The sequence below is a fragment of the Pseudomonas simiae genome, from assembly GCF_000934565.1.
GTDB lineage: Bacteria > Pseudomonadota > Gammaproteobacteria > Pseudomonadales > Pseudomonadaceae > Aquipseudomonas > Aquipseudomonas simiae.
Window position 1 is genome coordinate 1893423 of sequence record NZ_CP010896.1, and the last position, 21572, is coordinate 1914994.

A 21572-nucleotide genomic window follows, 5' to 3' on the forward strand; every position below is an offset into this window, starting at 1 on the left:
CGCTCCCGCCTATTGCTCTGTCGTTAAACTGTCCAGTTGCATTCGCAGCTGCCTTTCCAGTTCAAGCATGCATTTTTCCAGAGTCTTGATGCCGGTTTCGATCAGTGGCAGTTCATCACCTCGGGCACACCCCTGTTCCAGCGCTTCGCACTGAGCGGCCAGTACGCTGGCTTGCACAATGCGCGCGGCGCCCTTGATCTTGTGCGCCTGTTCGATGATGTCTTGGAGTGGCGCCTGTCGAGCTACTAGCGCAATTATTTCCTGGCGGTCATGCGCGCTGCTGCTCAACAACTCCTCCAGCAGGCGCCGGCTCAGTTGCGGGTCGCCTCCCGTCAACGCGTCCAAGCTGCTCAGATCCAGCAGTGTACTGGTGGGGTGTGGACCGATCTGCGCCAGCTGTCGCTCCAGTATCGTGAGGCTGATGGGTTTGAACAGGCAGTCGTTCATTCCCGCTTCAGCGCAGCGCCGCTTCTCTTCCGGTTGGGCATTGGCCGTGAAACCCAGTATGACGCAAGGGGGCAACTGCTCGCGTTGTTCGTATTCACGGATGGACCGGCTTAACTCATAACCGTTCATGATGGGCATGTTGCAGTCGGCGATGACCAGGTCGAAGTGTTCCTGGCGCCAAGCCTGGAAGCCGGCCGCGCCATGCTGGGCAGCCGTGAACTGGTGGCCGAGGTAACCCAGTTGCTGGCACATCAGCAAGCGGTTCGCGGGGTGATCATCTACCACCAGCACATTGAGCACCGGCGCAGGCGTGGGGGTTGCCGGCTTGGGTTCTTCCACCGCATGCACGGGCTGCAGGCTGTGCATCTTAAGGCTTACGTACACCTGCGTGCCCACCATGGGAACGCTGCTCAGGCTCAATTGCCCGCCCATCATTGCGCACAGGCTGCGGCAGATCACCAACCCCAGGCCCGCCCCGCTGCGGGCCAGGTGCCCCGAGTTGTCGGCCTGGGAGAAGGGTTCGAACAAGCGCAATTGGTCTTCTCGGCTGATGCCTATACCCGTGTCCTCGACCACCAGCTTCATTTCGACTTGCTGCGGCAGGTCGGTAGCGTGCACCTCCACCTTGACCTTCACCTCACCGCGCTCGGTGAATTTGATGGCATTGCTCACCAGGTTCGACAGCACTTGTTTGAAGCGCAGCGGGTCGATCAGGACGTCGGTGTCGTCAAGCCCAGGTTTGAACTCCAGCAGCAAACTGAGCGTCTTCTGGCGCGCCAGGCCGTCGAACACGCGGACCACCGACTCAATCACGTCCTTCAGGTTTACCCGCTCGGGGGACAGGCTCAGTCGGCCTGACTCGATGCGCGCGATGTCGAGGATATCGCCGATCAGCTCCAGCAGGTCCTTGGCCGAGTGGTAGGCAACCTCGATGGCCGGGCGATCCAGATGGCCCTGATCTGCTCGCTTGAGGGTCAGTTCCAGCATGCCGATGACGGCGTTCATCGGTGTGCGTATTTCGTGGCTCATGGTCGCAAGGAAGGTACTTTTGGCGCGGTTGGCCTCATCGGCACGCTCCTTGGCCGCGCGCAGCTCATCGAACAGTTGGCGCCGTTCGCTGATGTCGATCCAGCCTCCGATGATGCCCTGGACTTCGCCGGTCGAGTCGCGATAGGGGAGGATCCAGTGATAGATCGTCAGTTTTTTTCCGCGAATATGCAGGGGGCGATCCACGATCAGCGGGTTGCCTTGCGCGACCACACGCTGATAGTCAGCGTGGTATTGCGACGCTTCTGTTTCCAGTGCCGTACTGATCTGAAGGGCACTTTTTCCGATGACGTCCTCACGCTTGACGTCGAATACCTGCAGGTAGCTGTCGTTACAGGTCTGCAACAGGCCGTTGCGGTCGCGTACGTAAATCGGATGAGGCGTTTCATTGACCAGCGCGCGCATGAATTCGAACTGATCGTTGAGAGCGCGCTCGGCCATCCTGCGATGTTTTATCTGGCGGCGCATGTAGGCGTTCCAGGCCAGCGAGATCAATAGCAGCAGCCCGGTGCCGATGATGATCTGGGCAATCAAGTCGTGGTAATCGCGCCAGTAGCTGTCGGAGGCGGCGGTGTAGCCTCGCCAGCGGCTGTTGATCACACCGAGCTCATCCGGAGCGATACTGAGCAGCGCCTTGTCCAGGATCGAGCTCAATTCCGTGGCGTCGCGTGAGGTGGCCAGCGCGAAAAGGGCTGGCAGGGTGCCGATGCTGGTGCCGATCTGTAATCTGTCCTGGAAGACGTGTGAAGACAGCAAGTAGTTGGCGACCACCAGTGAGTTCACCGCACCCTCAACGTGGCCTTGCGCGAGTAATTCCGCAGCCTTGAAGGTGTCACTGGTTTCCACCAGTTGGATATGTGGGAAGTCCTTGCGAAGAGTGACTTCGAGCGGGTTACCCTGGGTGATCGCCAGACGTTTGCCGGCCATTTGTTCCAGGTCCAACGGGGCGTCAGGCTCTTTGCGCGTCAGCAGTACGTAGGAGTTTTCCAGGTAGGGACGGCTGAAATTCAACTGCGTCTCTCGCTCACTGCTGGGCACAATGGCGCCGATGATATCGACTTTGCCGGTGTCGATTTGTTCGATCATCGCGTTGATGTCACGCCCGCGTTGAATCTCGAAGCGTAGCCCGGTACGCAGGCGTATCAGTTCCAGGAGGTCGGCTGTAATGCCGCGGAAATTGCCGTCGGCATCAAAGAACGTCAGCGGCGCAAAGGTTTCGTTGGCGATGACCGTGACCACGGGGTGTGCCTTGAGCCAACGCTCTTCGCGTTGGGTCAGTTGCAGCTTCTGATCGGTCAGCAGAATGTCGCTGCCGGCACTCCAGCGTTTGGCGATGTTTTCCCGTTCATGGGTGGGCAGTGCTGCCAGCACGGCGTTTACGATGTTCAAAAGGATGGGCTGGTCCTGGCGCAGGGCAAAACTAAATCCGTAGGCTTCGTGCTTGCCGAAGTTGGCCATATGGATATTTTTCAGGTAACCCTTGTTGATCATGTAATGGGTGGAAATGGTATCGCCAAGAAACACATCGGCCTGGTCGAATGCGACGGCATTCAACGCATTCTGATAGGAGGGATAGGCACGAATAATGGCCTTTGGATACAGCTTTTGTACCTCCTCCAGGGGCAGGTAGTGGTAGACCAGGCTCAAGCGAAGACCGGCCAGGCCATCGCTGAGGCTGCGGGTTTCTCCTTCGCGTGTTACCAGAACAGGCTGGTCCACGGCATACGGTGCCGAAAGGGTGAGCAATGGATGGGTGGCTTCAAAACCGTTGGAAGAACCCAGCAGGTCGATTTCACCTGACTCCAGTGCCTGGATGGACGCCTCCCGGGTCGGGTAGCGTTGCACCCTGACGGGTAACGCCAGTGCCTTGGCCAACACCCCGGCGTAATCGGCGGTGATGCCTTCATAGTCGTACCCGCTCGACGTGATATCGAACGGCGGGTAGTCGGGGGCTGCCGTACCCAGGATCAGCTCACGTTTGTTCTGCAGCCACCGGCGTTGAGTGGCGTCCATTGGCGTGTCCAGTTGGACGTTCCCTGCGCGGCTCAGTAAATTATAGTGCTCCGGTTGTGTTGCAGCGGCGAGCACAGTGGTGCTCAGGCACACGCCTGCGCTCAAAATAATGAGATAGTCCTTTATACACTTCGGCATCCGCTTTCTCACACCAGCGCGTTTCGTTTTGCCAGCTCGATAAGTTCTACCAAGGACTTTGCTTTCAGTTTTTGCATAAGCCTCTTTTTATACGTGCTGACGGTTTTGTTACTTAAAAACATTCCTTTGGCAATTTCCTTGTTGGTACGGCCTTGTGCAAAAAGTTGCAATACCATTAACTCTCGATCATTCACTGTTTTGAACAGCTCCAACTCTTCGTAGTTTGCTTCCGGTCCGCTCGTATTCAAGGCCTGGCTGGGAAAGTAGTTATAACCGGATAATACGGCGCGGATCGCACTCAGCAATTCACTCAGATCACCTTCCTTGCACACATAACCATCAGCACCTGAGCGCATGCAGCGAGTAGCAAACAGGGTGGGGGTTTGCGCCGTGAGGATAAGGGTCTTCATGGAGGTATTCATGGAGTTGAAGCGGCATAGCACTTCGAGCCCATCCAGTTTTGGGATTCCGATGTCCAGAATGATCAAGTCCGGAAGGCACTCGCGAACCATTTGTATCGCATCACAGCCATTATCGGTTTCGCCGACGACTTTATAGCCTTCGTGTTCCAGCAGCATTCGAATGGCCAGCCTGATTACAGGGTGATCATCGATGATGAAAACTGTGTTCATAATCATATTCCACGCAAGTGCAAATAAAGCGGGCACATTAGCTCAGAAGTTGAGGTGGGAGGATGAAGCAGCGGGGGGGAAGGTGCAAAACAGGAAAAGTCCTACAACAAAAACGGCTTAGGCTCACGCATTGCGAAGGCTTTGTGGGCGTTCATGTCGGCGCCTCAGGTTATTTGAAGGGTAAACCGCATGCCTGATGTTATCTAGCCAATCTCGGTAAGTTCTCTTAAGGCAGGATGTTTAATTTCCTACATTGATGAAAGCCATGAGTTCGTCCTGGTTCAGCGGTTTTGATAAGTAACCCAGCAGCGGCAGATTCCGCCGAAAGGCTTGCTTGCTCAGATACTCCAATTCGATCACGGGTAAACCACTGAGTAAAATGGCACCTGCTATAAAACATTGGCGGCTGGCTATTTCTATCAACTCCAGTCCAGGCAGGTCGGGCAGGCATTGATCGCACAGCATGAGATCGAAGGGGGCTTCGCCCTGCGTCATCAGTTGGATCGCTTGTTCAGCGTTTTCAGCCAGCGTCAATTGGTCGAAGCCAAAGCTCTTGAGCAGGCACTGGGTGGCAAGGCGCTGAAAGGGGTGATCCTCCACCACCAGGAGTCGAAGGTTGGACTTGAGCATAGGATGGGCACACGGTGAGTCAGATGGCGATTGGGCACGACGTAAAAGCGTGCGCGATTGTTCATCGTATGCTTGTACGAATTCGATCAGGCCGCTCTGTTCCCTTCGTAGGTAGCTTCCTTTCAGGGAGCAGGCGGTTGATCAAACGCTATTGAGGGCTAGAGCGCCCGGTCATCTCACGGGCCATCTCGGTGGCGTAGCTGTCGGTCATGCCGGCGATAAAGTCGATCATTCGCAGGAACGAGGTGTGCAGCGGCCACGCCGGGTCTGGCGCGTTGTTGCCCAGCAGATCGAGGATGCGTCGGTTCTTGAACGACGGCGTGCGTCCGCCGTGCTGCTCCAGGGCCGCACCGCAGAACGCATTCAGGAGAATTTCCAGGGTGGTGTAGGCGCCGATCTCGTGCAGCGTCTTGCGCTTGTCCTGGAAGATCTTCTTGCGCGCCATGTCCTTGGCATCCAGCACACAGCGCTTGGCCGGGCCGTGCATATGTTCTACCAAGTCGCCGGGCAGGGTGCCGGCGAGCAGGGCGTCCTGCTGTTCGACGAAGGCCTGTGCGGCTGCGTTGGTCAGATGTTCGATGGCCTTGCCGCGCAGGATTGCCAATTTGCGTCGGCGCGAGTCATGGGCGCCCAGTTGGCGATAGGTTTGGGGCAGATCGTCGCCCACCAGGTTCAGTAGCAGCGACTCGACTTCGGCGTATTCCAGCAACTCCATTTCCAGGCCGTCTTCCAGGTCGATCAAGGCGTAGCAGATATCATCCGCCGCCTCCATCAAGTACACCAGCGGGTGTCGGGCCCAGCGTTGTTCTTCGAGTTGCGGCAGGCCGAGCTTGTGGGCGATCTGCTCGAGGATCGGCAGTTCGCTCTGGTAGCAGCCGAACTTGTGCTTCTTGTAACCCAGGGAGTCCGCGTGGCGGGCGGTCCATGGGTATTTCAGGTAGGTGCCCAGGGTCGCATAGGTCAGCCGGGTGCCGCCGTCGAACTGGTGGTATTCCAGCTGGGTCAATACGCGGAAACCTTGGGCGTTGCCTTCGAAGTTGAGGAAGTCGTTACGCTCGGCGCTACTCATGTCGTCCAGCCAGCCGCGTCCTGCGGCTTGTTGAAACCAGTGGCGGATGGCGTCTTCGCCAGAGTGCCCGAACGGTGGGTTGCCGATGTCATGGGCCAGGCAGGCCGATTGCACCACCATGCCCAGGTCGCTGGGGTCACACCAGTCGGGCAGGGCGTTGCGCAGGGTTTCACCGACGCGCATGCCGAGGGAGCGACCCACGCAGCTCACTTCCAGGGAGTGGGTCAGGCGCGTGTGGATATGGTCGTTGCTGGAGACAGGGTGCACTTGGGTCTTGCGCCCCAGGCGACGAAAGGCGCCGGAGAAGATAATACGGTCATGGTCTTTGTGAAACGGGCTACGCCCCAGTTCTTCCGGGCTGTGCAGCGGTTTGCCAAGACGTTCGCGAGTCAACAGGGTGGGCCAATCCAAGGCGGGTACTCTCCGTGCGGTGAATGACCCTCCCAGCTTCCCGGTTCAGCGTGCCCTGGGCAAGCGAAAATCTACAGCCCGGCCGCGTCGATATCGATTAACAGCAAACGCTGACCGTTTTCGAAGAATTGTCCGGCCGTGAGGCAATACTGGTTGGTGGTGGCGTCGCGGTAGGTCGAGGACAGGGTCAGGCGACGTTCTTCCCAGCCTTCGGCCAGCAAGTGATAGAAGTAGGGGCGCCATGACCAGTTGTGGCCCAGGTAGCGGCTGTCGGACTGCCAGGCATCCTGGCGCCACTCGAAGTTGGGTGTCAGTTGGGTGCCATGCCGGTCACACTGGTAGAAGCGCAGCAGCCAGGGAAACGCCGGCAGTTGCGGCAGTTTGCTCAACGGTGCCTGGGCCTGGGCCCAGGTTTGCAGGATCTTCATCAGTTCGACCAGTTGATGGCGCAGCTGCATGATCCGCCCGCGCTCCGCCAGCTTCTGCTGGACATAGGCCGCGCGCAATTGGGCGAAGCGCGGGACGAAGGCGTCGGCGGCGAACCAGTCCAACCGGGCCGGGGCAAACAGATAACCCTGTACATAGCGCGAGCCGCACTCCAAGGCAAAGCGCAACTGCGCCTCGGTTTCCACACCTTCGGCAATGATCCAGCAGCCGGTCTTCTCGGCCATTTGCGCCAGGGCCCGCACCACTTCACTGCTCGGCCCACCACGGGCAGCTTCCTGGAACAGGCGCATGTCCAGCTTGAGGATATCCGGCTGCAACGCCAGCACCCGGTCGAGCTGGGAATAGCCGGCGCCAAAGTCGTCGATGGCGATGCGCGCACCGGCTTCGCGATAGCGCGCCACCACGTCAGCCAGGCGACGGATGTCGCCACCCAGCTCGGTGATCTCGAACACGATGCGCTGCGGATCGACGCCATGGTGCTGGATCTGTTTGAGGCTCGGCAGGGCCTGGCCCGGTCGCAGGCGATTGATCCAACGTGGCGAGATGTTCAGGCTCAGGAACCAGTCTTTGGGGGCTTCATGCAAGCGGCTCAGCGCATTGTCGCGAATCTGTCGGTCGAGTCGGCGCAAGGTTGCGCCCGGTGTGCGCGGGTCAGCGAACAGCGGGCCTACGGACTGCAGGCGACCGTCAGCCTGACGCAGACGGCCCAGGGCCTCGACGCCGGCGATGCGGCCCGTGGCAGTGTCGATAAACGGCTGGAAGCAGGCGAGCGGTTGCCCGTCGATCACGGCGCCTCCTTAGAATGGTTGGCGAAAAAAGGCCCGACCCTCGAAATGAGGGCCGGGCCGTTTCTGTTAGCAAGAATGCAGCCAGCCAGGCTCAACTTTTACGCGAAGAGCCCTGCATGGCCAGTTTGATCAGCGGGATCAAGCCGGCACCGAGGCGCACCAGGCGCGTCAGGCTGCCGATACCACCGCCCTTGGCGCCTTTGCCGGTAAAGAAGCCCATCAGCGTCACCGCGGCCACGCCCCACAGCGGCGCGTGCTTGAGGCCGAGGCTGTCTTGCCAGTTATGGCCCATGTTGCGCACCTTGTTCAAAGGCAGCATCAACTGCTGGGACTCGTGGCGAATCTCCTGACGGTGCATTTCCATGCGCAGACGAATCAACGCCTTGCGCATTTCCCGGCGGGAGGTGGTTTTCGGGATTTCAGTGATGCTCATGGCAGCAGGCGCTCCCGGTCATTGGCCAGCTCTTCGAGGGTGGCGTGGAACGGCGTGGACTCATCAAACACCGCCGCTTTTAAGCGCACGCCGCAAAACGCTGCGGCCAGGGTGTAGAACACGCACAGGCTGATGATCCCGGTCAGGCGATAACCGGTGTCCCAGACGAGGATCATCACCAGCGTGGACAGGCCCACCAGCAACAGCAGCGCAAACACCAGCGCCAGGCCGGCAAACAGCAGCAGGCTGACGGTGCGGGCTTTCTGTTCCTGCAATTCGATGCCAAACAATTCGACGTGGCTGTGCAGCAAGCCCAGTACGGCCGCGCCCAGACGTCTTGAGGTGGTGCCCGTGGACGAGCCCGTTTCGCCGATAGACATGATTAGCGCCTTGTGGCCAGCAGGCCGATCAGAAAGCCCACGCCGGCAGCAATGCCCACCGACTGCCAAGGGTTGGCTTGCACGTAATCTTCGGTCGCAGTGACCGCCGCCTGCCCGCGTTCGCGCAGGGAGTCCTCGGTCAATTGCAGGGTTTCGCGGGCCTTGAGCAGGCTTTCGTGGATCTTGCTGCGCAGCTCGTCAGCCTGGTCACCCGCCAGCACCTTGGTGTCATCCAGCAACTTTTCAGTGTCGCTGACCAGGGTTTGAAAATCCGCCATCAGTATTTCTTGAGCAGTCTTTGCAGTTCTTCTGGCCATGGGTATCTCCGTGATTGGCTGATCTGTACGTTTTCGAGTCACCGGCTTCGGTGAAGGTTCAGTGCAATTGTGTGGTACAGCTTTTGCTTTGCCTTGGTGCGCAGGCCCTGAGGCCTGCGCTGAATCTGGGCGGTCGGGCAGGAAGCCTTGAAAAACCTTACCCTAAATAACTGAAATTCGCGGAAAAACCCTATCGGTATCGGCTTGTTGTGTTGATCGCTGCGCTAAAGCGGTTCACGCCCTCTTAAGAGGGGTGGGGCCGGCGGTGCCAATTTAGTGCGCGCAACCCCGGATTGAACCGCTTTGGTGCTTTTTGCCTTTATTGCAGGCCTGCCAACCTCCATGGAAAATTTGCACAGTGCAGTGGACACGCTCGTCCACAGTTCCAATACCCTGTTTATCCTGATCGGCGCGGTCATGGTCCTGGCGATGCACGCGGGCTTCGCGTTCCTTGAAGTCGGTACGGTACGCCAGAAAAACCAGGTCAACGCGCTGTCGAAGATCCTCAGCGACTTCGCTATCTCTACGTTGACCTATTTCTTTATAGGCTATTGGATCTCCTACGGTGTGAGCTTCATGCAACCGGCGGCGGTGATCAGTGCCGACCATGGCTATGGTCTGGTGAAGTTTTTCTTCCTGCTGACCTTTGCGGCGGCGATCCCAGCCATCATTTCCGGGGGCATTGCCGAGCGTGCACGGTTTGCTCCACAACTCTGCGCTACGGCGTTGATCGTGGCATTTATCTATCCGTTTTTCGAAGGCCTGGTGTGGAACGGCAATTTCGGTCTGCAGGCCTGGCTGCTCGCGACCTTCGGTGCCAGCTTCCATGACTTTGCTGGCTCCGTGGTGGTGCATGCCATGGGCGGGTGGCTGGCGCTGGCGGCGGTGTTGCTGCTTGGTCCGCGCAACGGACGTTACCGCGAGGGGCGCTTGGTGGCGTTCGCGCCGTCAAGCATTCCGTTCCTGGCGTTGGGTTCTTGGATTCTGATCGTCGGCTGGTTTGGCTTCAACGTGATGAGCGCGCAGACCCTGAACAGCGTCAGCGGCCTGGTGGCGGTCAACTCGCTGATGGCCATGGTGGGTGGCACGGTTGCGGCCCTGATCATCGGCCGCAACGACCCAGGCTTCCTGCATAACGGCCCACTGGCCGGGTTGGTGGCGATCTGCGCCGGTTCCGACCTGATGCATCCGGTGGGCGCGCTGGTCACGGGTGCAGTCGCTGGCGGCTTGTTTGTGTGGTTCTTCATCGCGGCCCAGGATCGCTGGAAGATCGACGACGTGCTGGGTGTGTGGCCCTTGCACGGCCTGTGCGGCGTGTGGGGCGGCATTGCCTGCGGCATTTTCGGCCAGACAGCCCTGGGTGGATTGGGCGGCGTCAGCCTGATCAGCCAGTTGATCGGCACGGCCCTTGGCGTGCTGGTGGCGTTGGTGGGCGGCCTGCTGGTATACGGCGTGATCAAGCGCGTGCATGGGCTGCGCCTGAGCCAGGAAGAGGAGTACTACGGTGCGGACCTGTCGATCCACAAGATCGGCGCGGTCAGTCAGGATTGATCGGCGCCTCGTCAGCGGCGTCCGGGTGTGAGTAAAAGCCGTGCAGCAGGCGATAGCGGTTCTGCCGCACCTCATCGACTCGCGCCTGGACCTGTTGGTCCGGCAGGCCTAGCAGGATCAGGGCGTGGGAGGCGAGCATCAGGCTCGACTCCAACAGCTCGGGCACCACTTCGCTGGCGCCCGCGGCTTTCAGTTCCGCGAGCTGGCTGTCATCGCGAGTGCGCACCAGGATCGGCACTTCGGCGTTGATCCGGCGCGCCTCTTTCAACACCGCCAAGGCGACATCGCTGTTGTCCACGGCAATCACCACCAGCCGCGCACGTTCCACGCCGACCGCGCTGAGCAGGGCGCCGCGCCGACAGTCGCCGTAATGCACGCTGCTGTCTTCGGTGGCTGCTTCCTGTACGCGCTCCGGGTCGTCATCCAGGGCGATATATGCCTGTTGTTCCTTGCGCAGAAAACGCCCGATCGATTGGCCGACGCGGCCATAGCCGCAGATCACTGCGTGCCCGCGCAGCTCGGCGTTCAGCGCAGTGATTTCTTCCAGTTGCACTTGCTGGTTGGGTTTGCGGTGCAGGCGCAGGGCGATGCCAGGTGCGGCGCGCAACAGCAGCGGCGTGAGCAACATCGAGCAGAAGGTCGCCGCGAGCAACAAACCGTTGAATTCGTCAGGGATCAACCGGCTCTGCTGCATCTGTGCCATCAATGCAAAGCAGAACTCGCCACCCTGGGCCAGGGCCAGGCCGCTGCGCCAGGCTGTTTCACTGTCGCTGCCGCGCAGCTTGACCAGCACGGCGACCACGCAGCCTTTGACCAGCATCAAGGTAAGGGTCAGGCCGAGGATGAGCAGGCTGTGGCTGACAAACAATTGCAAGTCGATGAGCATGCCGATGCTGACGAAAAACAACCCTAGCAGGATGTCGCGAAAGGGCCGGATATCCGCCTCGATCTGGTGACGGTAGTGGCTTTCGCCCAACAACATGCCGGCCAGGAACGCCCCAAGAGCCGGGGAGAGCCCCAAGAGGTGAGTGAGCCAGGCGGTCAGCAACACGATCACCAGCGCCAGCAGCACAAACAACTCCGCTGAATGGGAGGCCGCCACTTCATGAAACAGCCGTGGCAATAACCAGCGACTGGCGAGCAGCAGGCCGACAAACAACACCACGGTCTTGCCCAGGGTCAGTGGCAGCGCCCAATACCAGGCTTGCTCGCCAGTGCCGGCGAACACCGGCACCAAGGTCAGCAGTAACACCGCTACCACATCCTGGAACAGCAACACGCCAATGGCGTTCTGGCCATGACTGCTGAAGATTTCCCCGAGGCTGGTCAGCTCCTTGCTGACGATGGCCGTGGATGACAGCGCCAGCCCAGCCCCCAGCAACAGGGCGATACCCGGCGCCACGCCCAGGATCATCAGCAACAGCCCCAGTAGCACCCCGCACCCCAACACCTGCAGGCTGCCCAGGCCAAACACCACACGGCGCAGGGCCAGCATCTTGGTCAAGGAAAACTCCAGGCCCAGGGAGAACAGCAGGAACACCACGCCCAGCTCGGCAAGGTCGGGCAACTCTTCGCTGTCATTCACCCAGTCCAGCGCGGTGGGCCCCACGGCCAGGCCGACGCAGAGGTAGCCCAGCACGGGCGGCAACTGCAGCCGGCGAAACAGCGCAATCACCACCAGGGATGAGGCCAGAATGATCAGCAGGTTGGCAAACACACGCATCTCCGTTGCAAGGGGGCAGGCAAAAAGCCGCAAGAGTCGGTGAATCAGTTATAGGCCATGGTGACCTGGGTCAGGGTTTTTGTGGTGGTGGGCTTCATGCCGCCACCGGGCATAGAATGTTGACCTACTTTCTGATCAGGTCCATTCGTCATGCTTCCTGAATGCCAGCTATTAGGCACCGTGGGTTGCCATCTTTGTGAGATTGCCGAAGCCGAAATCATGCCGCTCGTCGATAACGGGTTGCTGGTCGAACTGGTGGATATCACCGACCCCGAGGACCTGACCGACGTCTATGGCCTGCGGATTCCGGTGCTGCGTCGGGTGGACAGCGGTGCGGAACTGGATTGGCCATTCGACACACAACAGGTTGTTGCCTTCCTTCGTTAGGTTTATGCGATGGCAGGTTTCCAAATATTAAGTTACTGTATGTTTGTACAGCGATTGAAATAGAGGGAACGCCCGTGGTGAATGTCGAACAACTGAAAAGCAGCGTCAATCGCATGTCCGCCGACGTGGTGCGCGATGCGGTGAAGGAGCTGTGCCTCGATGGTCTGGTCACGGAAGGCAAGACGCCGTTCAACAAAGTGCACTTCAATACCTGTTTTGCCGAGATCGAGGCGCTGTTCCAGCGCGCCGGCTACCACAAGCAGCTGGATGTGGTGGGGTACCAGGGGTTGTTGTACGCGTTGTACGATCCGGGCCGTTGGGAAGCGGTGGATGTGCTGCGCTGGCTCAAGGAATTCACCGAGGCCGCCAGTGCCTCGCCGATCCTGCGGGCGGAGTTGGCCAAGGCCTGAGATCGGCCCTAGGCTCAATCCCGCTGCATGCGGGATAATGCCCGCCTGTTTGGTCAAAGGCGTCGAGCATTTCATGTCCACCTCCGGTTTTTCCGCGTCCCAACACCAAGCCAGCACGTTGTATCTGCCCCCCGGCCCTTGGGTGACGGTGCTGGATTGCCTGTGCGAGCACTTTCCGGCCATCGGCCGCGAACACTGGCTGGATCGCATCGCGCGAGGCCGAGTGCTGGATATCAACGGCAGCCCGATCGCCCTGGACCTGGCCTACAAGGAAGGCTTGTGCATCTACTATTTCCGCGAAGTGCCAAACGAGAAAGTCATCCCGGTGCAGGAAACCATCCTGTATGCCGACGAGCATCTGGTGGTCGCCGACAAACCGCACTTCCTGCCCGTGACCCCGGCCGGTGAATACGTCGAGCAAACCCTGCTGCGCCGTTTGATTCGCCGCCTGGATAATCCATCGCTGGTGCCGTTACACCGTATCGATCGGCACACCGCGGGGCTGGTCCTGTTCTCGGCCAACCCGGCCAGTCGCTCGGCTTACCAGCAACTGTTTCCCACGCGCCAGATCGATAAATTCTACGAAGCCATTGCGCCAGCGCTGCCGGACCTGACGTTCCCCAGGGTGCATAAAAGCCGGCTGGTCGATGGCGAACCGTTCTTTCGCATGCAGGAAGGTCAGGGTGTCGCCAACACCGAAACGGCCGTGGAGGTGCGCGAGAAAAAGGGCGATTTGTGGCGTTATGGCCTGTTCCCGGTGACGGGCAAGAAACACCAGTTGCGCGTGCACATGACCGCCCTCGGCGCGAGTATCTGTAACGACCCGTTCTACCCAGAGGTGATCAAGGACGCGGTAGACGACTACGCCAACCCCCTCAAACTGCTCGCCCAGGGTGTGCGGTTCATTGACCCGGTCACGGGTGAAGAGCGCAGTTTCCGCAGTCGGATCACCCTCGACTGGTAACCCCCGGAAACGACAAGGCCCGCGCGAGGCGGGCCTTGATGGCAAACGTTAAGACTTACAAGTCTTTGACGGTGCGAACCTGGTCTTTGTTGATGCGGGTGCGCTTGCCGTCAAGTTGTTCGAATTCGTAGAAACCCGAATCTTCATTGTATTTCGGGGTGTCGACGGCCTGGATTTCGCGACCGTCATTCAAGGTGATCACTGTTGGCGAGGCGCAACCGGCGAGGGTGGCGAGGCCCAGTGCAAGCATGAGAGCGGCGATGGTCCGTTGAGTCATGAGTCTGTCTCCGAGAGAATACTTTTTAATAGCTGACCTTGTGACGCGTGCAGCGCCGACAAAGTTCCTTGTGCGAGGTTCATTCTGACACGCCCGATGGCGTCTGTAACAGCTCCGGCGTATTAAGGTTGGCCAGGCGAGGGTCATCCGCCGGGCATTCCAGACCCACGCCGCCCAGTTGTAGAAACAGCTTGCGCGGGCTGCGCTCACCGGCGTGCCACGCGCTGTCTACCGCGTCGCGCAGGCCGGTGGGGACGATGCAGATCAACGGTTCCCAGAACGCACCATGGCGCACCATCACCGGCAGCCGCGGGTTGCGTTGCGCGGTTTCACGCAGCGCCTGGATCAGCCCTGCGTCGATATGCGGCACATCGCACGGCAGTATCAGCAGGTGCGCATGACGTGCGGCGGCGAGCCCCGCCCGGATACCGGCGAGCGGGCCGGGGAAGTCCGGGCTGTCGTCATTCACCAACTGGTCGGCGTAGGCGGCATAGTGTTGCGGGTTGCGGTTGCACGAGATGATCAGGTCATCCGTGAGCGGTCGCACCAAACGTTGCACGTGCGCGATCAAGGGCTGGCCGCGCCATTCCAGCAAGCCTTTGTCCTGGCCGCCCATACGTTGGCCGCGCCCGCCGGACAGCAGCAGCACCGAGCAGGGCAGGAGGGATGAATCGATAGGCATAACGGTTCCGCAGCGGCAGCAAAAGGGGGGCCTGTGATATAACATCGGGCTGTTCCTTCGACAACCGGACCGTGCCATGAAAGCCAAGGCAGATGCGCCCTTCGTACCCCTGAATATCGCTGTATTGACCGTCAGCGACACCCGTACCCTCGACACCGATACCTCCGGCCAGGTCTTCGTCGACCGCCTGACTGCCGCCGGCCACCACCTGGCCGAGCGCGTGCTGCTCAAGGACGACCTCTACAAGATCCGCGCCCAGGTCGCTCACTGGATCGCCGAAGACGTGGTGCAAGTCGTGCTGATCACCGGCGGCACCGGCTTCACCGGCCGCGACAGCACCCCCGAAGCGGTGAGCTGCCTGCTGGACAAACAGGTCGATGGCTTTGGTGAACTGTTCCGTCAGATTTCCGTGGCCGACATTGGCACGTCCACCGTGCAATCCCGTGCCCTGGCCGGCCTGGCCAATGGCACCCTGGTGTGCTGCCTGCCGGGTTCCACCAATGCGGTGCGCACCGGTTGGGATGGCATCCTCGCCGAGCAACTGGACAACCGTCACCGCCCGTGCAATTTCGTACCGCACCTGAAACAGGCTGAGCCTTGTGAGTCCCGTGGGTAAGCCCGGCAAGACCGGCGCTCTGCTGCCGGTGGAAGACGCGTTGGCACAGCTGCTGGCCATGGCCGAAGCCGCGCCGATCCGCGAGCAGGAAACGCTGCTGCTGGCGGACTGCGACAGCCGTGTACTGGCGCAAGACCTGATCTCCACCCTCGACCTGCCGCCGTGGCCAAACAGCGCCATGGACGGTTACGCCGTACGCCTGGCGGACTGGACGGGGGAGCCGTTGGTGGTCAGCCAGCGGATTTTCGCAGGCCAGGCGCCACAGCCTCTGGCGGCGGGCACCTGCGCCCGCATCTTCACCGGCGCCCCGGTGCCGGAAGGGGCCGACTGCGTGGAAATGCAGGAAAACGCCGTGGTTCACGCCGATGAGCGCGTGAGCTTCACCGAACCTCTGCACGCCGGCCAGAACATCCGCCCCCAGGGCCAGGAAACCACGGTTGGCGAGTTAGTGTTGTCGGCCGGCACGCGCCTGGGCCCGATTGAACTGGGGCTGGCGGCGTCCCTCGGTCGTGATCGCCTGGCGGTGGTACGCCGCCCGCGCGTGGCGGTTTTGTCCACCGGTGATGAACTGATCGAGCCGGGCTTGCCGCTGGGGCCGGGGCAGATCTACAACAGCAACCGACGGGTGCTGTGCTCATGGCTGGCGCGCATGGGTTGCGAAGTGATCGACGCCGGCATCTTGCCGGACGATCTGGAGCAGACCCGCACACGTCTGGGCGGTTTGGGCAGTGTCGACTTGATCCTGTCGACGGGCGGTGTGTCGGTGGGCGAAGCGGACTTTCTTGGGATCGCCCTGCGTGAAGAGGGTGAGCTGGCGTTGTGGAAGCTGGCTATCAAACCCGGCAAGCCGCTGACCTTCGGCCACTTCCGTGGCGTACCGGTGATCGGCCTGCCAGGCAACCCGGCGTCGACGTTGGTGACGTTCGCGCTGCTGGCACGCCCTTACTTGCTGCGCCGCCAAGGTGTGCAGGATGTCGAGCCATTACGTTTTGCAGTGCCAGTGGGGTTCACCTGGTCCAAGCCGGGCAATCGCCGCGAATACCTGCGCGGTCGTATCGAGCAGGGCAAGGCGATCATCTACCGCAACCAGAGCTCCGGCGTGCTGCGCAGTGCGGCGTGGGCGGAGGGGTTTGTGGAGGTGTTGGAGGGGACGACGCTGGAGATGGGTGACCGGGTCAATTTCATTCCTCTAAGTGAAGTTCTGAACTGAACACAGGTCAAAAAAGTGGGAGCGGGCTTGCTCGCGAATGCGTTGGATCAGCCAGCGCATTGAGTGGCTGACACACCACATTCGCGAGCAAGCCCGCTCCCACAGTTTGTTTTGTGTTTGTCTGTGAGTCAGTAGTCATCCCCACGCTCCGTCACATCCCGCTCCACCGGGCCCGCATCCGGGTCATACCCCACCGGGAACTTGCCCTTCAATGTCCATGCAAACGCAATGATCTCGGCAATCGTGCGGTACAACTCCTCTGGAATGCTGTCACCCAGTTCCATCCGCGCCAGCAGCTTCACCAGCTCGGCGTTTTCATAGATGGGCACTTCGTTTTCCCGCGCCAGCTTCAGGATGGCCTCGGCCAGGGCATCGTCGCCCTTGGCGGTCAGGGTTGGTGCCTGCTGGCCGTCGTACTTGAGGGCGATCGCCTGGCGCGGTGGCGTAGGGTTTTTCATGCGGTCTCATCCACCCAGCGTTGCTCCAGTCCGGTTTTAGGCCCGCGCGGCGGGGTGCCGAGGTGGCAATCGAGGTCGCCGACATTGATGCCCGATGTCACCAGGCGTTCGCGCAGGTTGCCCAAGTGGCTTTCGATCAAGCTGGCGGTAAAGGGCCGGGAGGCCCACAACTGGCTGGACAGTTTGCCCTGGCTCAATTGCGCCTGGACCTGCAAAGGCCCCAGCGGCTCCATGTCGAAAGCCAACTCGACGCGCCAGAGCATCTGTTTGGCGTCCTTTTTTTCTTTGCGATCGGGCTGATCCTTGTCCGGCGCCGGCTCTTCGCGTTGGAACTTGACCTGCAACGGCACGATGTCCTGCAGGGTGCGCATGGGGATTTCCAACTGCCAGGTGGTTTGCAGGCGGCCGTCGGCGGTGGTGCCTGTTTGTTCCAGGCTCGACAGCTGATGGCTTTGCAACCGCGAGATCGCCCCGGCGGCCAGGCGCAGCAGGTTTTCCAGGTCGCCTTCGCCTTCCAGTTTTGCCATCAACCGTTCGGGCAGTGGGAAGCCGGCGGGCATCTGGCGCGCGCTGACCTGGCCGAGCGTATTCAGTGGACTGCGCACGAAGTTGGGCAGCACCTGGGCCAGGGTGTTGGCGGCGAGGATGGCATTCATATTGGTGTTGGCGGGTAGGGCTGGCAGCAAATCGGCGACCAGGCGCAGCAAGGCGCCTTTCATATCCAGAGGCGGGATCTGTGGGTTTTGCCCGGCAAGCAGCTTGGCTTCAAGAAACGCGCCGCTGTTCTGGATGACTTGCGCCAGTACCTTGGGATTGCTGACCTGGGCCAGGTCGGGCAGGGCGGCAAGCAAACGCTCGGCGGCGTCGCGCAGCTCGGCGGAGGTCGTGTCGCCGCGCGGCAGGTTTTGCAGCGCGGTGAAGACCGCATCCAGCGAGCCCTGGCGACTTTGCTGGGTCGACAGTTGCTGCGTGACGGCCAACTGATCCTTGAGCCCGCTCAACGGCACAAAGCTCAAGGTCTGCGTATTCTGCACCACAGCGCTGAGCAGGCTGCCGACGCGCAGTGGCTGGGGGCTTTCCACGCTCAGGGTCGCGCCGGCCAGCGCGCTGTTGAGCACGGTGACCAATGACCGATAGATCGCCGGTTGCGCCGTGCCCTGGGGCAGCATCTGGGTGGTCAGCACCTTGGCCTGCAACAGTGTGCCCACCGGCATCTGATCCGTGTCGATGCGGGTGAGGGCGGCGACATTGGCGCTCAAGGCTTGTTGCAGGCTGAGGGTCAGGTTGCCGGTGGGCGTCTGGCTCACCGCCACGTTGCTGCCCAGCGGCAGCGGCTGCGGGCTGCTTGCCTGCACCAATGTCTGGCGACCGCCCTCGAGGGTCAACTTGAGCAACAACTGAAAGGCTTCACCGCCTTGTTTCAGGGCGATGACCTCGGCATTCGCGGTTTTGCCTGGGTCGATCAGGCCGATCTGCGGCTCCAGCAGTTTCAACAGTTCGCCGGCCACAGGCGCAGGGCCGGGCCCGGCTGCCGGAGCAGGTGGAAGCGTAGGAAGGTTGATCTCACCGGTCATCGCGCGCGTCGTCTCTGGGGAAATTGCCCTCTTTAGAGTAGGGCATCACATGTATAATGCCGCCCGTCTGCAAAGAGAGCGGTAAAAACCTCACAACTATTTGATCCAGCTCTCTAAAATCGGTCGCCAAAGCCGTTATTGTGCATTTCTCTTTAACGGCCGCTGCACCGCCGACTTGAACCGTAAAGGCCCGCGATCTTTTGACCAGCCCTCTTCTTGAAGCCGTAGCGCTCTCCTGTGAACGCGACCTGCGCCTGCTGTTCGAGCACCTCGAATTGCGGCTGACGGGCGGTGACATGGTGCAGGTCAGCGGGCCCAACGGCAGCGGCAAGACCAGTTTGCTGCGCCTGCTGGCGGGGTTGATGCAACCCACGGCTGGTGAAGTTCGACTGAATGGCAAACCCCTCAACGAACAACGCACCGAACTGGCACGCAACCTCATTTGGATCGGCCACGCCGCCGGGATCAAAGACGTGCTCACCGCCGAAGAAAATCTCAGCTGGCTCAGCGCCCTGCATCATCCCGTATCCCGCGATGCCATCTGGCAGGCTCTGGCCGCCGTCGGCCTCAAAGGCTTTGAAGATGTTCCCTGTCACACCTTGTCCGCCGGTCAACAGCGCCGCGTGGCTCTGGCGCGTTTGTATCTGCCGGGCCCGCCGTTATGGATTCTCGACGAGCCCTTCACCGCCCTGGATAAACAAGGCGTCGCCCAGCTTGAAGAGCACTTGGCGCGGCATTGCGAACAGGGCGGCACGGTATTGCTCACCACCCACCACACCCTGACGCGTATGCCCGCCGGCTACCGTGATCTTGACCTGGGGGAGTGGTCAGCATGAGCGTATTCGCCCTGTTGGTCGCCCGCGAAGCGCGGTTGCTGTGCCGTCGGCCGGCCGAACTGGCCAACCCGCTGGTGTTTTTCGCGATTGTCATCGCGTTGTTCCCGCTGGCGGTCGGCCCTGAGACTAAACTGTTGCAAACCTTGTCCCCAGGACTGGTGTGGGTGGCCGCGCTTTTATCGGTTCTGCTCTCGCTGGACGGGTTGTTTCGCAGTGATTTCGAAGACGGTTCCCTAGAACAGTGGGTCCTTTCGTCGCACCCCCTGCCACTTCTGGTACTGGCCAAGGTGCTGGCACACTGGGCTTTTTCCGGCCTGGCGCTAGTCTTGCTCTCGCCGCTGCTGGCGATGATGCTGGGCTTGCCCGTCGAATGCCTGCCGGTGTTGCTCCTGTCCTTGTTGCTCGGTACGCCGGTGCTCAGCCTGTTGGGGGCGGTGGGCGCAGCGTTGACCGTGGGTTTGAAGCGGGGTGGCCTGTTGCTGGCCCTGTTGATTCTGCCTTTGTACATCCCGGTATTGATCCTGGGCAGTGGTGCTTTGCAGGCCGCGCTCATGGGCATGCCGGCGACTGGTTACCTCTTGTGGCTTGGTAGCCTGACCGCCCTGGCGGTAACCCTGACACCCTTTGCTATAGCCGCCGGCCTGAAGATCAGCGTCGGCGAATAATGAGGTCTGGTTAAGCGTTGTCTTAACCAGTAAAGACCCTAAGCTTTTCGCAACGACGAAAAGCTACCGTGATGGATACAGCAATGAACTGGACCTGGTTTCACAAGATCGGCTCGCCCAAATGGTTCTATGGCATCAGCGGCAAGCTGCTGCCGTGGCTGAGCGTCGCCGCCGTGTTGCTGATCGGCATCGGCCTGGTCTGGGGCCTGGCCTTCGCGCCGCCGGACTACCAGCAAGGCAACAGCTTTCGCATCATCTATATCCACGTTCCCGCCGCGATGCTGGCCCAGTCCTGCTACGTGATGCTGGCGGTGTGCGGCATCGTCGGCCTGGTGTGGAAGATGAAACTGGCGGACGTGGCCCTGCAATGCGCTGCGCCGATTGGTGCGTGGATGACTGCCGTGGCGCTGGTCACGGGCGCGATCTGGGGCAAACCCACCTGGGGCTCGTGGTGGGTGTGGGATGCACGACTAACGTCCATGTTGATCCTGCTGTTCCTGTACTTCGGTCTGATTGCCCTGGGCAACGCGATCAGCAATCGTGACAGCGCTGCCAAAGCCTGCGCGGTGCTGGCGATTGTCGGCGTGATCAACATCCCGATCATCAAATACTCGGTAGAGTGGTGGAACACCCTGCACCAGGGCGCCACCTTCACGCTCACCGAAAAGCCGGCAATGCCCGTAGAGATGTGGGCGCCGCTTCTGTTGATGGTGCTGGGGTTCTACTGTTTCTTCGGCGCCGTGCTGCTGATGCGCATGCGCCTCGAAGTGCTCAAGCGTGAATCGCGCACCCGTTGGGTCAAGGCCGAAGTACAAAGCAGCCTGGGAGCGCGCGCATGAGTTTTGCTTCTTTCAGCGAGTTTCTCGCCATGGGCCATCACGGCCTGTATGTCTGGACGGCCTATGGCATCTGCCTGGCAGTGCTGGCCCTCAACGTCGCCGCGCCGATCCTGGCCCGCAAGCGTTACCTGCAACAAGAGGCGCGTCGTCTGCGCCGGGAGACCGATAAGTGAATCCGCTGCGTAGAAAGCGTCTGTTGATCATCCTTGCGATTCTGGTGGGCGTCGGCATTGCCGTCGGCCTGGCCTTGAGCGCCCTGCAGCAGAACATCAACCTGTTCTACACCCCGACCCAGATCGCCAATGGCGAAGCGCCGGTGGACACACGGATCCGCGCCGGCGGCATGGTTGAAAAGGGCTCACTGAAGCGTTCCGGTGATTCCCTCGACGTGACCTTCGTGGTCACCGACTTCAACAAGGCCGTGACCATCACCTACCGCGGCATCCTCCCGGACCTGTTCCGCGAAGGCCAGGGCATCGTCGCCCTGGGCAAGCTCAATGCCGACGGCGTGGTGGTGGCCGACGAAGTGCTGGCCAAGCACGATGAGAAATACATGCCGCCGGAAGTCACCAAGGCCCTGAAAGACAGCGGCCAATCCGCGCCAACGCCTGCCAAGGAGGGCTAAGCC

Annotated in this window: 24 protein-coding genes; 11 read left to right on the forward strand and 13 right to left on the reverse strand. The window is 60.8% G+C overall.

All coding sequences use genetic code 11. The annotated features are described in order from the left end of the window. Positions 1-9 precede the first annotated feature (9 nt). From PF1751_RS08625 to PF1751_RS08660, 8 genes are all read right to left on the reverse strand, one after another. Positions 10-3645, reverse strand: a complete 3636-nt coding sequence (locus tag PF1751_RS08625; protein WP_044286867.1) for a transporter substrate-binding domain-containing protein — start codon at positions 3643-3645, stop codon at positions 10-12. Between the two features lie 8 nt (positions 3646-3653). After that, entirely contained in the window at positions 3654-4277 is a 624-nt protein-coding gene (locus PF1751_RS08630) for a response regulator transcription factor (RefSeq protein ID WP_010211823.1), read from the reverse strand. 240 nt (positions 4278-4517) lie between these two features. Next, a complete protein-coding gene (locus PF1751_RS08635) occupies positions 4518-4907 on the reverse strand; it encodes a response regulator (protein ID WP_021492236.1) in 390 nt (129 codons plus the stop codon). 148 nt (positions 4908-5055) lie between these two features. Then, positions 5056-6387, reverse strand: coding sequence for a deoxyguanosinetriphosphate triphosphohydrolase (locus PF1751_RS08640; RefSeq protein WP_010211819.1), 1332 nt, complete (start codon positions 6385-6387; stop codon positions 5056-5058). Between the two features lie 71 nt (positions 6388-6458). Continuing rightward, on the reverse strand, positions 6459-7622 hold the full coding sequence (locus tag PF1751_RS08645; RefSeq protein WP_038452997.1) for an EAL domain-containing protein: 1164 nt from the start codon (positions 7620-7622) through the stop codon (positions 6459-6461). 91 nt (positions 7623-7713) lie between these two features. Continuing rightward, positions 7714-8055, reverse strand: coding sequence for a hypothetical protein (locus PF1751_RS08650; protein WP_010206381.1), 342 nt, complete (start codon positions 8053-8055; stop codon positions 7714-7716). Continuing rightward, on the reverse strand, positions 8052-8435 hold the full coding sequence (locus PF1751_RS08655; protein WP_021492234.1) for a phage holin family protein: 384 nt from the start codon (positions 8433-8435) through the stop codon (positions 8052-8054). Before PF1751_RS08655 ends, PF1751_RS08650 begins: the two co-directional genes overlap by 4 nt. Before the next feature lie 2 nt (positions 8436-8437). Beyond that, positions 8438-8752: an ElaB/YgaM/YqjD family protein gene (locus PF1751_RS08660; protein WP_010211812.1), complete on the reverse strand. Its 315-nt coding sequence runs from the start codon at positions 8750-8752 to the stop codon at positions 8438-8440. 342 nt (positions 8753-9094) lie between these two features. On the opposite strand from PF1751_RS08660, the gene PF1751_RS08665 reads away from it, so the two are divergent. Beyond that, positions 9095-10303 carry an ammonium transporter gene (locus PF1751_RS08665; RefSeq protein ID WP_044288112.1) on the forward strand — a complete coding sequence of 403 codons (1209 nt, stop codon included), beginning with the start codon at positions 9095-9097 and terminating at the stop codon, positions 10301-10303. On the opposite strand, the gene PF1751_RS08670 is transcribed toward PF1751_RS08665, so the two are convergent. Beyond that, entirely contained in the window at positions 10290-12026 is a 1737-nt protein-coding gene (locus PF1751_RS08670; protein WP_021492232.1) for a cation:proton antiporter, read from the reverse strand. The genes PF1751_RS08665 and PF1751_RS08670 overlap by 14 nt on opposite strands. A gap of 150 nt (positions 12027-12176) precedes the next feature. On the opposite strand from PF1751_RS08670, the gene PF1751_RS08675 reads away from it, so the two are divergent. From PF1751_RS08675 to PF1751_RS08685, 3 genes are all read left to right on the forward strand, one after another. Beyond that, complete coding sequence (locus tag PF1751_RS08675) at positions 12177-12413, forward strand: glutaredoxin family protein (protein WP_044286868.1); 237 nt, start codon at positions 12177-12179, stop codon at positions 12411-12413. A gap of 74 nt (positions 12414-12487) precedes the next feature. Next, the gene (locus PF1751_RS08680; protein ID WP_021492231.1) at positions 12488-12823 is read left to right on the forward strand and encodes a hypothetical protein; all 336 of its coding nucleotides are present in this window, start codon (positions 12488-12490) and stop codon (positions 12821-12823) included. A gap of 73 nt (positions 12824-12896) precedes the next feature. Continuing rightward, a complete protein-coding gene (locus PF1751_RS08685) occupies positions 12897-13787 on the forward strand; it encodes a pseudouridine synthase (protein WP_010211806.1) in 891 nt (296 codons plus the stop codon). 55 nt (positions 13788-13842) lie between these two features. On the opposite strand, the gene PF1751_RS08690 is transcribed toward PF1751_RS08685, so the two are convergent. Then, the gene (locus PF1751_RS08690) at positions 13843-14064 is read right to left on the reverse strand and encodes a YgdI/YgdR family lipoprotein (protein ID WP_010211805.1); all 222 of its coding nucleotides are present in this window, start codon (positions 14062-14064) and stop codon (positions 13843-13845) included. A gap of 79 nt (positions 14065-14143) precedes the next feature. Beyond that, on the reverse strand, positions 14144-14746 hold the full coding sequence (mobA, locus tag PF1751_RS08695; protein ID WP_021492229.1) for a molybdenum cofactor guanylyltransferase MobA: 603 nt from the start codon (positions 14744-14746) through the stop codon (positions 14144-14146). 76 nt (positions 14747-14822) lie between these two features. On the opposite strand from mobA, the gene moaB reads away from it, so the two are divergent. Both moaB and PF1751_RS08705 read left to right on the forward strand, forming a co-directional pair. Continuing rightward, the gene (gene moaB, locus PF1751_RS08700; RefSeq protein ID WP_010211803.1) at positions 14823-15362 is read left to right on the forward strand and encodes a molybdenum cofactor biosynthesis protein B; all 540 of its coding nucleotides are present in this window, start codon (positions 14823-14825) and stop codon (positions 15360-15362) included. Next, a complete protein-coding gene (locus PF1751_RS08705) occupies positions 15346-16572 on the forward strand; it encodes a molybdopterin molybdotransferase MoeA (RefSeq protein ID WP_044286869.1) in 1227 nt (408 codons plus the stop codon). Before moaB ends, PF1751_RS08705 begins: the two co-directional genes overlap by 17 nt. Before the next feature lie 128 nt (positions 16573-16700). Here the strand turns inward: PF1751_RS08705 and PF1751_RS08710 are convergent, their stop codons facing one another. Both PF1751_RS08710 and fliK read right to left on the reverse strand, forming a co-directional pair. Beyond that, entirely contained in the window at positions 16701-17030 is a 330-nt protein-coding gene (locus PF1751_RS08710; protein WP_010211799.1) for an EscU/YscU/HrcU family type III secretion system export apparatus switch protein, read from the reverse strand. Further along, on the reverse strand, positions 17027-18604 hold the full coding sequence (gene fliK / locus PF1751_RS08715; protein WP_044286870.1) for a flagellar hook-length control protein FliK: 1578 nt from the start codon (positions 18602-18604) through the stop codon (positions 17027-17029). The genes PF1751_RS08710 and fliK overlap by 4 nt, the downstream gene beginning before the upstream one ends. A 200-nt stretch (positions 18605-18804) precedes the next feature. Here fliK and ccmA point away from each other — a divergent pair, with 200 nt between their 5' ends. The 5 genes from ccmA to ccmE all read left to right on the forward strand — a co-directional run bounded on the left by ccmA (position 18805) and on the right by ccmE (position 21569). Then, positions 18805-19440: a cytochrome c biogenesis heme-transporting ATPase CcmA gene (gene ccmA / locus PF1751_RS08720; RefSeq protein ID WP_044286874.1), complete on the forward strand. Its 636-nt coding sequence runs from the start codon at positions 18805-18807 to the stop codon at positions 19438-19440. After that, positions 19437-20105, forward strand: coding sequence for a heme exporter protein CcmB (gene ccmB, locus PF1751_RS08725; RefSeq protein ID WP_003189951.1), 669 nt, complete (start codon positions 19437-19439; stop codon positions 20103-20105). The genes ccmA and ccmB overlap by 4 nt, the downstream gene beginning before the upstream one ends. Before the next feature lie 83 nt (positions 20106-20188). Next, the gene (locus PF1751_RS08730; RefSeq protein ID WP_044286875.1) at positions 20189-20944 is read left to right on the forward strand and encodes a heme ABC transporter permease; all 756 of its coding nucleotides are present in this window, start codon (positions 20189-20191) and stop codon (positions 20942-20944) included. Next, positions 20941-21117, forward strand: a complete 177-nt coding sequence (ccmD, locus tag PF1751_RS08735) for a heme exporter protein CcmD (protein ID WP_010211791.1) — start codon at positions 20941-20943, stop codon at positions 21115-21117. Before PF1751_RS08730 ends, ccmD begins: the two co-directional genes overlap by 4 nt. Continuing rightward, positions 21114-21569 carry a cytochrome c maturation protein CcmE gene (gene ccmE, locus PF1751_RS08740; protein WP_042570794.1) on the forward strand — a complete coding sequence of 152 codons (456 nt, stop codon included), beginning with the start codon at positions 21114-21116 and terminating at the stop codon, positions 21567-21569. The genes ccmD and ccmE overlap by 4 nt, the downstream gene beginning before the upstream one ends. Positions 21570-21572 lie beyond the last annotated feature (3 nt).